The organism is Sphingomonas sp. FW306-1B-B10E, from assembly GCF_058782005.1.
In genome coordinates this window covers 100,214-114,487 of the sequence record NZ_JBYSXG010000006.1, presented here as the reverse complement: position 1 = coordinate 114,487, position 14,274 = coordinate 100,214, and the positions used below count along the sequence as shown (strand labels likewise).

General features: G+C 66.8%; 12 protein-coding genes. 4 read left to right on the top strand and 8 right to left on the bottom strand.

Annotation, left to right across the window (positions count from 1 at the left end):
- Nucleotides 1–146 precede the first annotated feature (146 nt).
- Nucleotides 147–692 carry a peptide-methionine (S)-S-oxide reductase MsrA gene (msrA, locus tag AC3WJI_RS04205; protein ID WP_492755992.1) on the bottom strand — a complete coding sequence of 182 codons (546 nt, stop codon included), beginning with the start codon at nt 690–692 and terminating at the stop codon, nt 147–149.
- Nucleotides 693–781: 89 nt separating this feature from the next.
- Between msrA and galE the strand changes: the two genes are divergently transcribed.
- The 3 genes from galE to AC3WJI_RS04190 all read left to right on the top strand — a co-directional run bounded on the left by galE (nt 782) and on the right by AC3WJI_RS04190 (nt 2,266).
- Nucleotides 782–1,780, top strand: coding sequence for a UDP-glucose 4-epimerase GalE (gene galE, locus AC3WJI_RS04200; RefSeq protein WP_492755991.1), 999 nt, complete (start codon nt 782–784; stop codon nt 1,778–1,780).
- A gap of 73 nt (nt 1,781–1,853) precedes the next feature.
- Entirely contained in the window at nt 1,854–2,006 is a 153-nt protein-coding gene (locus AC3WJI_RS04195; protein ID WP_492755990.1) for a hypothetical protein, read from the top strand.
- Complete coding sequence (locus AC3WJI_RS04190; RefSeq protein WP_492755989.1) at nt 1,994–2,266, top strand: type II toxin-antitoxin system RelE/ParE family toxin; 273 nt, start codon at nt 1,994–1,996, stop codon at nt 2,264–2,266. Before AC3WJI_RS04195 ends, AC3WJI_RS04190 begins: the two co-directional genes overlap by 13 nt.
- On the opposite strand, the gene AC3WJI_RS04185 is transcribed toward AC3WJI_RS04190, so the two are convergent.
- The 4 genes from AC3WJI_RS04185 to AC3WJI_RS04170 form a co-directional block, all read right to left on the bottom strand.
- Complete coding sequence (locus tag AC3WJI_RS04185; protein ID WP_492755988.1) at nt 2,263–2,979, bottom strand: phosphatase PAP2 family protein; 717 nt, start codon at nt 2,977–2,979, stop codon at nt 2,263–2,265. The genes AC3WJI_RS04190 and AC3WJI_RS04185 overlap by 4 nt on opposite strands.
- 23 nt (nt 2,980–3,002) lie before the next feature.
- Nucleotides 3,003–5,108, bottom strand: coding sequence for a TonB-dependent receptor (locus AC3WJI_RS04180; RefSeq protein ID WP_492755987.1), 2,106 nt, complete (start codon nt 5,106–5,108; stop codon nt 3,003–3,005).
- Between the two features lie 234 nt (nt 5,109–5,342).
- On the bottom strand, nt 5,343–6,947 hold the full coding sequence (locus AC3WJI_RS04175; RefSeq protein ID WP_492755986.1) for an alginate export family protein: 1,605 nt from the start codon (nt 6,945–6,947) through the stop codon (nt 5,343–5,345).
- Between the two features lie 108 nt (nt 6,948–7,055).
- Entirely contained in the window at nt 7,056–8,912 is a 1,857-nt protein-coding gene (locus AC3WJI_RS04170) for a methyl-accepting chemotaxis protein (protein ID WP_492755985.1), read from the bottom strand.
- A gap of 174 nt (nt 8,913–9,086) precedes the next feature.
- On the opposite strand from AC3WJI_RS04170, the gene AC3WJI_RS04165 reads away from it, so the two are divergent.
- Nucleotides 9,087–9,791: a Crp/Fnr family transcriptional regulator gene (locus tag AC3WJI_RS04165; RefSeq protein WP_492755984.1), complete on the top strand. Its 705-nt coding sequence runs from the start codon at nt 9,087–9,089 to the stop codon at nt 9,789–9,791.
- Here the strand turns inward: AC3WJI_RS04165 and AC3WJI_RS04160 are convergent.
- From AC3WJI_RS04160 to AC3WJI_RS04150, 3 genes are read right to left on the bottom strand one after another with little or no spacing between them, the layout of a single operon-like run.
- Nucleotides 9,786–11,312, bottom strand: a complete 1,527-nt coding sequence (locus AC3WJI_RS04160) for a tetratricopeptide repeat-containing protein (protein ID WP_492755983.1) — start codon at nt 11,310–11,312, stop codon at nt 9,786–9,788. The two genes, AC3WJI_RS04165 and AC3WJI_RS04160, sit on opposite strands and share 6 nt — an antisense overlap.
- A 15-nt stretch (nt 11,313–11,327) precedes the next feature.
- The gene (locus AC3WJI_RS04155; RefSeq protein ID WP_492755982.1) at nt 11,328–12,140 is read right to left on the bottom strand and encodes a hypothetical protein; all 813 of its coding nucleotides are present in this window, start codon (nt 12,138–12,140) and stop codon (nt 11,328–11,330) included.
- Nucleotides 12,141–12,166: 26 nt separating this feature from the next.
- A complete protein-coding gene (locus AC3WJI_RS04150; protein ID WP_492755981.1) occupies nt 12,167–13,861 on the bottom strand; it encodes a TIR domain-containing protein in 1,695 nt (564 codons plus the stop codon).
- Between the last annotated feature and the right edge of the window lie 413 nt (nt 13,862–14,274).

Here is a 14,274-nt window from a genome sequence, read left to right as displayed (position 1 = left end):
GGTTGGGGGTGGGTGCGAGCGAAGCGAGCCCAACGATGCGCATGGCAATGAAGAAAAGGCCGGGCATCGAGCCCGGCCTTTTCTAAACCCACCCCTAAACCCCTCCCTTTCAGGGAGGGGCGGGATATTGGGCGGCTCCTTCAGGCTTACGCCGCCGCGCCTTCCTTGGTCCGCGCGGCGAAGCTTTTCCGAAGCTTGCGCAGCTTGGGCGGGATCACCGCGAGGCAGTATGGGTTACGCTGGCCTTCGCCCTGCCAATATTCCTGGTGGTAATCCTCGGCGGGGTACCAGTCGCTCAGCGGCTCGATCGTCGTGACGATCGGCGCCGGCCAGTCGGCCGAGGCGCGCTCGATCGCCGCGCGCGCTTCGGCTTCCTGCGCTTCCGAATGCGGGAAGATCGCCGAGCGATATTGCGTGCCGACGTCATTACCCTGGCGGTTGAGCTGGGTCGGGTCGTGCGTCGCGAGGAAGATGTCGAGAATCTCGCCATAATTGATCTGGTCGGTATCGAAGGTCACGCGGATCGCCTCGGCATGGCCGGTGTCGCCGCCGCAGACCTGCTTGTAGGTCGGGTTGGCGACGGTTCCGCCGATATAGCCGCTCTCGACCTTGCTCACGCCGATCACGTCGTTGAACACCGCCTCGGTGCACCAGAAGCAGCCACCGGCGAGCGTTGCAGTTTCGACTGTCATTTGGGTCTCCTTGTCGTTGCCAAGATAGGTGGGGGTTGGCGCAGCGCAATCGCCCCTCTAGGCGATGCCGCGACAAAGGGAGATCGGGCATGCGCGACGGTACAGTGCTGGTGACGGGCGGGGCGGGCTATATCGGCAGCCATGCGGTGCTGGCGTTGCTCGACGCGGGCTGGCAGGTCGTGGTGGTCGACAATCTCGTCACCGGTTTCGACTGGGCAGTCGACAAGCGCGCCAAGCTGGTCGTCGCGAACATCGACGACGAGGACGTGGTCCGCCGCACGATGCGCGACGAGGGCGTGATCGCAGTGATGCACTTCGCCGGTTCGGTGGTCGTGCCCGAGAGCGTGAGCGACCCGCTCAAATATTACCGCAACAACACCGTCGCGAGCCGCTCGCTGCTCGAGAGCGCGGTGGCGTCGGGCGTGAAGCACTTCATCTTCTCGTCGACCGCGGCGACCTATGGCATCCCCGAGCAGGTCCCGATCGCAGAGGACAGCCCCAAGGTGCCGATCAATCCCTATGGCATGTCCAAGCTGATGACCGAGTTCATGCTGCGCGACGTCGCCGCGGCACATCCGCTCAATTATTGCGCGCTGCGTTACTTCAACGTCGCCGGCGCCGATCCGCAGGGGCGCAGCGGTCAGTCGACCGCGGGTGCGACGCACCTGATCAAGATCGCGGCCGAGGCGGCGACGGGCAAGCGCAGCGCGGTCTCGGTGTTCGGCACGGATTTCGCGACCGAGGACGGCACCGGGGTGCGCGATTACATCCACGTCACCGATCTCGCCGCGGCGCATGTCGATGCGCTCGACCTGCTGATCGCGCGGCCGGAGGAGAGCCACACGATGAACGCCGGCTATGGCCGCGGCTTCTCGGTGCTGCAGGTGCTCGACGCAGTCGACCGGGTGACCAACCGCACGATCGAGCGCAAGCTGGAGGGCCGCCGCGCGGGCGATCCCGACGCGCTGGTGGCGGACAACAGCAAGATCCTGGCGACGTTGCCGTGGCGGCCCAAGCACGACGATCTCGAGGGGATCGTCAAGGACGCGCTCGCCTGGGAGCGCAAGCTCGCCGAGCGCGAGGGCTGACGTTGCGGTCGTTACGTGCTATGCCGGACAGGTGAACATCGAGCCGCGACATCCCCTGCGCCCGCCTCCGGGCATGACCGAGGACGAGTGGGACGCGCTGCGCGATGCGCAGGCAGATGCCGATATCGCTGCGGGCCGCGGGATTCCGCACGAGCAAGTTCGTGCGTGGGCGCGGAAGCTGGGTACTCCCGACGAAACGCCCATGCCGCGTGAATGGCTCGAGTAATCTGGAGCCCGCAGGCGCTGCGGGATCTTGAATTCATCTACAGCTATATCAGTCAGTTCGATCCTGTCGCAGCGGCAAAGATGGTCGACGCGCTACTTGACGCCGGGGACAGCCTGGAAACGTTTCCAAATCGTGGGCGGCTAGCCACGCACGGACGTAGAGAGCTGCCATCGGTGCCGCCTTATGTGATCCGATATGGCGTCGCGGTTGACAGCGTGACTATCCTCACGGTCAAACACGGTGCGCGCCGCCCTGACTAACTTCGCTTCCCGCGAAACAGCTTCAGCTCTACGCCCCACCACAACAGCGCCCAGCAGGCGCCGAAGGCCCAGCCGGCGAGGACGTCGCTGGGCCAGTGGACGCCGAGATAGACGCGGCTCACGCCGATCAGCGCGACCAGCAGCATCGCGGTGGCGAGCACGAAGCCGCGCATCCGCCAGCCACGGACCAGCGGGAAGACCAGGGTCGCCAAGGTGAGGTAGACGATTGCGCTGTTGGCGGCGTGGCCGCTCGGGAAGCTGTGGGACGCCTCCGCCATCAGCTGCTGGACGATGTCAGGGCGCGAGCGGGCGATAAGCGCCTTGACGAAGGTCACCGCGAGCGCGCCGAGCGTGGTCGCGCCCACGACCAGCAGCGCCGAGCGGAAGCGGCGCTGCAGCGCGAGGAAGCAGGCGGTGATCGTCACCACCATGGTCAGCACCGTCGTGCTGCCGAGTGCAGTCACGTCGCGCACCGCCGAGGGCAGCCAATGCGGTCCTACCGGCTGCTCGGGATGGCCCGGCACGCGCAGCGAAAGGATGATCGCGCGGTCGAGCGCGGCGCCGTCGCCCTCCATGATCTCGTGCCCGAACCAGAACAGGCCGGACAGCAACACCGCCACCGCCGCGAGCGCGACGATCGGCCAGGGGATGCGCCGCGACGAAGCGGCTTCGGGCTTGAGCGTGACGACGGGCTCGGGGGACGGACTTTCCATCCGTTCCCAATGCGGCATGAAAGTTAGAGTTGCACGCGCAGCGTCGCGCGCAGGTCACGGCCGGCGAGCGGCGCATAGTCCTTGAGCACGCTGGTGTGGCGCCGCGCCTCGACGTCGAAGATGTTGTTGGCCGAGAGCAGCAGGCTGGTGTTCGAATCCGCGCCGAACGGCTTCCACGAGATCGAGGCGTTGACCAGGGTGAAGCCGCTGGTCGGCGTCTCGAAATCGGTGATGCGATCCTGCTTGAAGCTATGCTCGACTTCGACGCGGCCGGTGAGCGCGTCGGACTGCGCCTCGAGCCCGCCCATCACCCGGAGCGGCGGGATGCGCGGGACCGGACCCGCGTCGACCAATTCGGCATGGACGAAGTCCGACAGTGCATCGGCGTTGATGGCGAAGCCGCCGATCCGGGCGAGCCGCGCCGAGCCTTCGACTTCGAAGCCGTAATAGCGCGCATCGGCCTGGTTGTATTGGAAGATCGGCAGGCCATCTTCGATCGCGCCGGTCGGCGCGTCGTAAATATAGTCGCTGAACCAATTGTAATAGCCCGCCGCCGACAGGCTCCAGCCGTCGCCGCTGCCCTTCAGCGTGCCCTCGACGCCCCAGGCCTTCTCGGTGGTGAAGTCGGGGTTGCCGATCTCGAACGCCTGGGTGCCGGCATGCGGGCCGTTGGCGAACAATTCCTCCTGGGTCGGCGCGCGCTCGCTGCGCGAGGCGTTGATGCCGAGGCGGAGATGGTCGGCGAGCGCATAGCTGGCGCCGAGCGAGGCCGAGACGCTGTCGAAGCTGCGGTCGAGCAGCGGGTTGCCGATATCGGCGTCGGCCTGCGCGCGCAGGTCGTTATGCTCGTAGCGGAGGGCCGCCTCGGCCTTCAATTTGCCGAAGTCGAGCGACTGGAGCGTGAACGCGCCGTACTGGTTGCTCTCGGTGCGCGGCAGGAACTTCTCGTCGCCGACGATCCGGGTGTTGCGCGTCGAGAATTGCCCGCCGGTCACCCCTTCCCACTCGCCATGCGTCTCCTGGACGAGCTCGAGCCGGCCTTCGAGGCCCCGGCTGAAGAAGGTGGTGCCGACTTCGCCCGTGTCCTCGATCTCGCTGTGGCGGTAATCGGCGGCGGCGAGGCGGAGGCGGATCTGGTGGATGCCGGCGGTCTCGGTGGTCACGTCGCCGCGCACGTCGAAGCGGGTCTGCTTGGCATGGAGCCGCACCGCCTCGGCTTCGACCGAGGGATCGAGCGAATAGCGGATCGGCACGCCGTAGAGGCTGTCATAGCGCGACACCGAGAAGCCGAGGCTGCCGCGATCATCGACGATCGCCGCGCCGCCGGCCACGTCCCAGGTCCGCGCCGCGGTGTTCGGCACGTCGCCCTTCAGCCCGGCGAGCGCCTGGATCTCGGGATCGGCGCTCGCCGCAGCCTGCGCGCGCAATTCGGGCGTGAGGACATAGCCGCCGCTGCGCAGGTCGCCGGTCTTCGAATAGCTGCCATCGGCATGGACGACGAGCTTGCCCGCGACGGGCACGTCGGCCGAGCCCGAGACCGAGCGCTCGTCCGAGGCGCTGCCATAGGTCGCCATGCCGTCGAAATGGAGCGGGCTCTCGGGGAGGCGGCGCGGGATGCGGCTGTCGATGACGTTGACCACGCCGCCGATCGACGAGGGGCTGAACAGAAGTGCGGAGGGGCCGCGGAGGACTTCGATGCGGTCGGCGGTGAGGGGATTGATGATCGCGGCGTGATCGGCCGAGGTGTTCGACACGTCGATGCTGCCGATCCCGTCGATCAGCAGTCGCGCGCGATCGCCGGTGAAGCCGCGCAGCACCGGGCGCGAGGCATTGGGGCCGAACGAGGTCGCCGAGACGCCGGGCTGCCGGGCGAGCGTCTCGCCGATCGTCGGGCGTATCTCGCGGGTCAGCTCCTCGGCGGCGAGCACCGCGGTGCCGCCAAGCACATCGGCAGTGGCGCGGGCGCGGGTGCCGGTGATGACGACTTCCTGGCTGGGCTGGTCGTGCTCCTGCGCGCCATCGGCGGCGGGGGCCGGTGCCGCAGTGTCGGTGTTCGCGACGATCCCGTCATTGGCGTGCGCCGGAAGCGCAATCAGGGTGGCGGAGGCGAGCAGGAAGGTACGCAGCATGGAAGATCCCGAACTAAAGGGTGTGCTGCGCTGCGGTAGCTGCGATGATATATAGTATCAAGAGTTTTTGTCGCGCCGGGCGCACGGCTGGGCGAAGCCCCTCCTTCCATGAGGTGGCAGGCGCACCTGACGGACGGGGCGCCTCCACAAAACTCACGTCTCTTATCGTCATCCCCGCTTTCGCGGGGATGACGAAGATTGAGGTAGGGTGACCTCGCTCCGCGAAGGAGGAGATCAGAAGCGGAAGGTCGCCCAGCTGCCGAGATAGTGCGAATCCTCGAAGCCCGCCTGTTCGAGCAATTCGCCGGTGGCGAAATATTCGTAGCGCGCGACCAGCGAGAGGCGCGGGGTGACCTTCCACGTCGCCTGGAGGTGGATCGTGTCGCCGACATGGCTGCCGTCGAGCTTTTGCGTGCCGGCATAGGCAGTGCCTGCGCCGCGATAGACTGCGTCGGTGCCGTCGACCCGCCAGCTGCGCTGATATTCGAGCGTGACGTCGAGCGCCTTGCTCGGCGAGACCGTCAGGTTGGGTGACGCCTGGAACAGATTGGTCGGGCTCAGCGCGCCCTGGTAGCTATAGGCGACGCTGCCCGCGCTGACCGTCTTGCTGGTGTGAAGCGTGCCGGTGCCGTAGCTGCCGCCGCCGCTGCCATAATCGAAGTGCACGCCGATCTTGGGCGCGAGGCCCTTCTTGTCGAGCTGCAGGGTCTGCGCGGCGAAGACGTTCCAGGCGCTGATGTCGCGCCCGTTGAAGTCGCCGTCCTGGTACGCGACCGTCCAGTCGAGCGTCAGATCGTCATAGCTGCCCCACAGCCGCGCGCCGTAATAATGGCGAAGCTCGCGCGCAGTGACATTGCCCCAGCGGAGCTTCTGGTTGCGCTCGCGCCAGACGAACGGGTCGAGAAACAGCTTGTGAGTCTTGTCGTTGGCAAGGACCACGCCTGCGGTGACGCCCGAGAAGCGGGTGTCATGATCGGACACGTCGTCGCTGATCCCCGACATGCCGAGCTTGACCTGCTCGAAGTCGAACAGGTCGACGCGGACCTTGCTGATCTGCGCCCAGCCGCGCAGGCCGTCCATCGGGGTTCGGATCGTGTTGTTGTCCTTCTGCGAGACCAAGCCCGACGGACCGTCGGTGAATTCCTGGCGGCCGTAGCGCGCGCCGAGGGTGACGCCACCAATCGTTCCGCCGACTTCGCCGAAGAATTGCTGCGCGAACAGATCGTCGCGGAACTTGGCCGAGGGCGCGCCGTAATTGTCGCCCGCCAGCCCGCCATGCGCGAGCTCGCCATAGAAGCGGAACGGGCCGACATGGAGATCGGCGCCGCCGACCAGGCGCAATTTGTCCTCGCGGCGGTCCTCGCCCTGGGCGAGGCCGGGATGCGAGTAATAATCGGCGCGGACGCGGACCTCGCCCGAAAGCGTCAGGTAGATGTCGCCCTTGCCGTCGATCGGGAGATATTTGAGGCGGTCGAGCGGATCGTTGCGCTTCTTGGGATCGCGCATCAGCCGCCAATCCTCGGCCCAGCGCGACAGATTGTAGCCGCCCAGCTTGACGCCGTGGCCATCGGCCTGGCGCGGATAGGCGCGGACCGCGGGGTTGGCGGGGGCGCGCTCGGGCGTCGCTTCGCTGGGCGGAGTCGCAGGCTGCGGCGGCGGCACATCCTGCTTCTTGCCCGGCGTCTCGGACGCGGGATTGTACGATGCGACGACGAGGATCTCGTTCCCGCTCGCCGTCGCTTCGGTCGAGATCGGCGTCAGGGTCTGGGCGGTGGCGGGAAATGCGGTCAGCGCGAGCAGCGAGGTACCGAAGGCAAAGCGAGTACGGGGACGGAGCATGGGTGTTTCCAGCGAGGGACGGCGGGCGCCGCGCCGCGGGTGCGGCGGGCTACCTGGGAGAGAGAAGCGCTCCGTCCCTGGCGGCGCGCGGCGGTGGTTCGGACCGGCTTAGAAGCTGGCCCATTCGGGTTCGGCGCGATTGGTCGCGGCGAAGGAGACGGGGGCCGCGACGGGCGCGGGGCGAGGCGCCGGCGCGCTTGCCTTGGCGGCGGGGCGCTTGGCGGGGGTCGACCCTACGTTGAAGCGCGCCGACTGCTCGGTAAGCGCAGTGACTTCGCCGGCGAGGTTGCGCGCCGCGGCCGAGGTTTGCTCGACCATCGCCGCATTTTGCTGGGTCGACTGGTCCATGACGTTCACGGCGGTGGCGATCTCGCCGATCGTCGAGGATTGCGCACGATTGTCGTTCGCCATGGTCTCGACGAATTCGTGGACCTGCTCGACGCTGCCGGTGATCTCGGCCAATGCGGCATCGACCTTGAGCACTGCGTCGACCGCCGAGCGGATCTCGCTCTGCGTGGTCGAGAGCTGCTCGCGGGCGCGCTTGGCCTCTTCCTCGGCGCGCATCGCGAGCGCGGAGACGAGGTCCGCGACGACCGCGAAACCGCGGCCTGCTTCCCCCGCACGGCCGGCTTCGACGGCGGCGTTCATCGCGAGAACCCGGGTCTGGAAGGCGATCTTGTCGAGACCTTCGATGACGTCGTCGATGCCCTGGGCGCTGCCCGAGACGCGATCCATCGCCGAGGTCGCCTCTTCGGCGGTTGCGCGGCCGGTGCCGACGATGCCGATCGCCTTTTGCGCGCGCTCGACGGTGCGGTCGGCGACGTCGGCGCTCGACTTGAGGCGCGCGTTCATCTGCGACAGCGCCGCCGACGTCTGCTCGAGGCTGGCGGCGTTGCTCTCGGTGCGGCGGGCGAGGTCGTCCGAGGCGGCGGCGATCTCGCTCGATCCGCTCTCGATGCTGTGCGATGCGTCGGCGAGCGCAGCGATCAGCTCGCGCAGATTGGCGAGCGCGGTGTTGAAATTGCCGCTCAGCGCCTGATAGGTGATGGGAACGTTGCCCGAGATCGTGCCGGTAAGGTCGCCTTGGGACAGAGCCTCGAGCTTCTCCGAGAGCAGCGAGACGATCGCATGCTGGTCGGCATCGGCCTGCGCCTTGGCGGCTTCGGCCTCGGCCTTGGCGATGGCGTTGTCGCGGAAGACCTGGAGCGCGCCTGCCATGTTGCCGATCTCGTCGCGGCGGGCGGCGCCGGGGATTTCGGCCTTGGTGTCGCCATCTGCGAGGCTGCGCATCCGCAGCGTGATCTGGCCGAGCGGGCCGGTGATCGAACGGCTGATCACCAGGATCAGGCCGGCGAGGCCGACCAGCACGAACACCACGACCACGCCGAGCTTGAGCGTCGCGTCGTTCACCGCGGCGCGAATCTCTTCGTTGAACACGCCGGTCGCGATCACCCAGCCCCAGGGCTTGAATCCGCGGACATAGGAGATCTTGGGCTTGGCGCCTTTGCCGTCGGGCATCTTGTAATTGTACGAGACGAAGCCGGCGCCGTCGGTCTTCACGCGCTCGATCATCTCGCGATAATGGTGCTTGCCGTCGGCATCGGTATCGTCGGCGACGTTCTTGCCGACCTTCTCCGGCTTGACCGGATGCAGGACCATGTTGAGGTCGTTGTCGAGGATGAAGAAGTAATCGTCCTTGCCGAAGCGCATCGACGTGATCGCGGCCTTGGCGGCGGCCTGCGCCTGTTCGCGCGTCATCCGGCCGGCCTGCTCCTCGGCATAGAAGCGGTCGAACTGGCTGTAGGCGACGTCGAGCGACTGTTTGGTGCGTTCGTTGAAGCTGTCCGACAGCGCGCTGTCGAGCCGGCCGACGGCCAGCGCCAGCACGAGCATCAGCCCGAGCAGCGACGCCCCGCCGATGATCAGGATGCGCTTGCCGATGTTCATGCGCGCGAGGAACGACATCAAATATCTCCGGACTTCGTCCTGAAATTATAGAGCGTTCGACGGGGCGCCCTCGCCGGCTAGGGACATTCCCTTAGGGCAGCCGGCGCGGGCAACGCCTTGGTTTCGCGGCGAACACCGCTGGACAGGGCGCGGCGCAATGCCGATGAAGGGCATGCGCGCGTCTCAGCGCTTGTGCTCGGTTCCGGTGCTTTGGAGGAAGCAGGCGCAGTGCTCGATGAGGACGGACTCCGCGAATTCGTCGGCCGCGTCTTCCTCTGTTCCGCCGAGGTTGCCGAGCTGATCCTGGCGCGGGGCCGGCTGCATGCCTATGCCGGCCAGGCGATCATCGTGCGCCAGGGCGATCCGGCGACGCTGAGCTATCTGCTGGTGGTCGGGCGCGCGCGGGCCTTGCTCTATGCGGCGAGCGGCCAGATGGTGCTGCTCCACGAATATCGCAGCGGGGACATATTCGGCGCGGTCGGCGAGCCCGATGCCGCGGTGCACGAGGCCGATATCGTCGCGATCGAGGAATCGCAGGCGCTCGCGATCCAGGCGGCGCATCTCGCGATGCTCGCCCAGCGGCACGGCTGTATCGGGCTGGCGCTGTCGCGGCTGCTGATCCTGCGACTCCGCCAGGTCAACGAGCGGATGTTCGAGCGTGCGGCCTTGTCCTCGGTAGGGCGGGTCTATTCGGAGTTGCTGCGCCAGGCGCGGCTGCAACCCGGCCTCAGCATCAGCCCGGCCCCGTCGGTCTCGGACCTCGCGCTCATCGTCTCGACCACGCGCGAGACCGCCTCGCGCGCCCTCAACGCCGCGCTGCGCCGCGGCATCCTCCGGCGTGACGGCGACGCGATCACCGTCGTCGCGGCGCACCGGCTCGAGGAACTGATCCTATAGCCGCCGCAGCGCGAACAGCCCGATCGGGGCGGCGCTGCGCACATCGTCGAGCTCGCCGACATATTCGGCGTGGAACGCGGGATCGGCGACCGCCAGCGCCGCGGCGAAATCGTCCGAAACGCATACCGATCGCGGCGGCGCCGAGCGCGCGGCCGCCAGCGCGACCGCGAGCGCGCGACCGATGAGCCTCGGCCCGCCGCCGAACGGATCGGCGACGGTGTCGGCGACGCCGTAATAACCGCCCACCGTCGCGTCGGGCACTGCCGCGGCGAGCGCGGCGGCGCAGGCCGCGGCATCGCCCAGCCGCTCGAAGGCGAGCACCGCCGCCTCGCCGGTGAAGCTCGGTGGAACCGCCGGTGCTGGGCCCTGTGCGAGCATCGCACCGATCGCGGTGAGCGCCGCCGGTTCGGCGCGGACCGCCAGCGCGGCGAGGCAGCGGTGGGTCGCCGGGCTGGCGGCCGGCGCCGGCTCGACCGGCTCGCGCGGCGCGTGCAGGATGTGCTGCCGCGCGTGCGTATCCCCGCTGGCCCAGAGCGCTTGCGAGCGCCCTTCGGGTTCGCCCTCGGCGACGACGAGCAACTGCACCGCTTCGCTGGCGAGCCGGCGCGCATTGATCCGCGCCGCGCCCATCGCGACCTCGTCGGCAAGCCCGATCGCGACGGTGTCGGGGATCATGCCGATCGGCTCGATCGCACGCACCGTCTCGGCGGCGGCGATGACCGCGTCGAAACGCCGCCGCCATTCGGGTCCGAAGGGATCGACCGAGAGCGCCGCGAATGCCGCGGTCCCGCCGGGGATCACCAGATGGAGCTCCGCGCCGCGCGCCAGCAGCGCCTCGGCGACGAGGATATCCGCCCCCGCCGCGAGCGCGCCATAGCCGAAGCCGATCGTCTCGTCGGCGAGCAGCGCGGCGATGCCCTCGGTCAGCGGCGTCGGCCCGGTATGGGCGCGGAACGACATGTGTCCGCCGAAATGCAGCGAGCGCGGCGGCCGCAGCGGCGCCAGCCAGCCGGCGTCCGCTCCTTGCGCGGCGAGGATCAGGCGGAACTGGCGCAGCGTCGAGGCATGGTCCTCCCACGCCTGCGGCGCCGCCGCGACCGCCTCCGCCATCGCGGCCTGCGCCGCGTCGGCGCGGCCGAGCAGCAGCAATGCCTCGGCGCGGGTAGCAGCCTGGTAATAGGGCGTTTCGGGCTCGTCGGGGTTCGCGGCGATGCGGTCGAGCACCCGCCCCGCCAAGTCCGCCGACCGCGCCGCATCGCCCGCGAGCAGCGCCAGCGTGGCGGCGTTGATCAGCGGATAGGTCGCCCCGTTCCGCGCCGCCCGAGCGTAAGCCTCGGCAGCCTCGGCATAGAGGCGCGTCCGGTCGTCTCCCGAGGCCTGCAATGCGCGGTCCTTCAGGAGACGACCCTTGATCGCGAGCGTGGCGGGGTCGTCGCTCACCAGATACCCTTCCCGCTCGAAGACCGCCCATGCGCGATCGAGCGCGCCGGATTGGGCAAGTGCGATTATGTAAGCCAACATCGTTGCGCTACGCCCTCAAGGTTGCAACGGAGTCCCGTCGTTGACGCCGCCGGGATCGAAGATCACCTTCATCACGCCGGTTCCGTCGGCGAACTTGACGTCGAAGAAGATACTGAACTTGAAATTCTGGTGTTCGCCTGCATGAAGATCGTTGCCTTCATGATCCTTTTTCATGTGATTGATGAAAGCAACCGCCGTGCGCTGGTCGCTCTCACCCGGGTGCCGAAGGATGGGCATGGAAATGCGGAAATGGTCGGCATCGAAGAACGACTCGTTCGACGTGCATGCAGGATCCGTCGCGTTGGAGGTAAAGACGATGGCAGGATTTGAGCTGTTCGACGTGTCGAGCAGATGCCAGTTCGCCTCGTCCACGAACAGCACGATCCACGATCGCCGCCGCCAGGTGATGTCCTTGAAGTTGACCTGAGGAAGCGGTTGCGGGTTCTTGTCCTGCCAATCCACGCTGGGTCGGGCATTCAAGGCCAAGCGCTTGATGATGGCTTCGAGGTTCTGGTCGGCAGGCGAATTTTGATCGTTCTTGATGATCGGCCAGTCCGCATGATTTGCTGGATTTGTGGGATCGTCAGGATCTCCGGAAGGCCAGAAGTAATGACTGACCTTTAGCTTGCCGTTAGAGTTAAGTCGGAGATAATAGAAATATATGCAGTGCGGAGCGTTTTGATGATTGGGAAAGCTGGGCTGATTCAATCGCTTGTGATAAACGTTGTGATTGAACCTGCGTGGCCCTTGAAGCAATAACTCTTCGCTTTCGGTTTCGATCTGGTCCGTGATGAAATCTTCGAGCAGTGATTTGATTGCGTCGGTCATTAAAGGCTCCTCGATTCCGGCCCGGATCAAGAATCGACGCGCGACATGCACGACGCCAATTCCGCGAGCCGCGGGTTGTGTTGGTTTCGCAACGTGTCAGCCGCCTCGCTCACCCGCGCCCGTACGGTGGTGCGCGCCAGCGGAGGATCGACACCTGGCGGAAAGCTGAGCAACTCGCACTCGACGATAGTCCGGAGGACCAGCCAGTCGGCATTGTCCGGATCGCGCGCCGTCAATGTTCGCGCTTTTCGATAAGCGGCGGCGAATAGCCCCGACGCTTTATTCCAATTGCCGAGCTTGCTCTCAAGCCGCGCGACCGAGCGCTCGGCGCCGACCAGGGTGTAGAGCCTTTCGCTATCAGCGGGATCCGCTTCGAGCAGGGCCTGGTCGAGCGCATATTGCTGCAGTCGGGCGCCGAGCGAGTCTTGCCATAGCCCGCGATAATAGAAGCTGTCGGCAAGCCACGCATATGCCTGGCTGAGCGCGCTTGTGGCCGCTGCGTCGCCGGGACGGAGACGCCGGGCCCTGGCGAGCCAGACCAAGGCGTCGCGGAACAGCAATTCGGCGCGCCGATAGTCGCGATGCGCCTTAACCTGCAATATCCCGAGATTCTGTGCGCCCCAGCCGCGCTCCATCATGTACGTCGAGTTGCCGGGTTCGATGTCGGTCAGACGTGCGCCAGCGGCGGCATAGCGTTCGTAATGCGCTTTCGCCGCCGGCCAGTCGCGGCGCCGATCGAATATGCTGCCCAGCCAATATTCGCTTTGCGCATGCGTGAAGATGCTTTGGGGATCATCGGGATGGCGCTCGAGGATCGTGGCGGTCCCGGCATGCGCCTCGCGCGCCAATAGCATCGCGCCGTCGAGATCGCCGCGCTTCTCGCTGTCGTCTGCCATCGCGTGGAGAACTCGCGCCCTTCGCTCGATACTTTCGTCGGACAAGGTGACGAGCGCGCGCCTGTCGCCATAATAAGCGATCGCCCGTTGGTTGACCGCATCCATGACGTCCAGCCGTCCGACGCCCTTCAGCCTGGTGCGCAGATCGGTCAGCATGAACTCCACCAGGCCCTCCGCTTGTGCGCGCTGGCGCTCCGCCTCGTGGCGGGCGTTGAGCGCGATGATCGTCAACACTGCCATGGCTAGCATCGCGGCGAGGGCCGTGAGCGTGACGGCGGTCACGCGGCGAATCCGGCGTGCTGCATCGCGCTGGACCAGGGCGTCGAGGCCCACTCCGGCGAGCCCGGCCACCAGCTTGAGGAAGCCCAGCCGCCGCCCGTCGCCCGAGAGGCGCAGATCGGCGGCGAGCGGCTCGATCGGCGACCCGTCCCTCTGCGACCCGCCCAGCGCGGCGGGGAAGCAGTCGGCCGGTTCGCCGTCGAGGATCGCCGCCAGGATCGGCCGGCCGGGGTCGATCTCGCGGAAGGTCTCGATCTCGCGCGTCACCCAGAGCGAGGCGGCCGCGTGTGGCGAGCAGAGGATGACCAGCGCATGCGACGCCGCCAGAGCCGCGCGCACCTTTTGACTCAGATCGCCCGCCGCGGGCAGCTCGTCGCGGTCGCGGAATATCGGGGTGAGCCGGCGCGGGACCGGCCCGTGCTCGCCGATCGTGCCGACCAGCCGGCGCGGGATGCGATAGCCTTCGAGCCTTCGATGGAGCGCCTGCGCCGCCGCGGCGTCGCGGTGGCTATAGCTGATGAATGCGCGGTATCCCCCCTCCGCCATCTCGCCCCCCCCGAGCAGACCGCCGGCAAGGTGCCAGAACGACACCGCACCGACAACGACTCATCGGCGCGCCGAAAGGTCGTGCAAAGTGCCAAGGTGTCGTTCGCTACCGCCGGCGATCTTCGCCATCGCTAGAATAGTGTTTTATCGATTCCAATAAGATAGACCGATATCATTGCAGAACAGACCGGGTAAATCGAAAGAAAGTACCGGGCACTTGCGTCAATGGTCCAAATATGAGACGTTCTTTCTCCAGGGCCGACTCAAAACAAACAATAATTATGCTGTAAGAAAATTCGTTCTGCTGATCAAAATCGATCTTGCGGAAGGATTTAACTTCGTCGGCTTCACGCCTTGACGGAGCGGGTGCGTGCGCCTGTCTTCGGAGGCAATCCGTCGAACGTCTTTCAGCA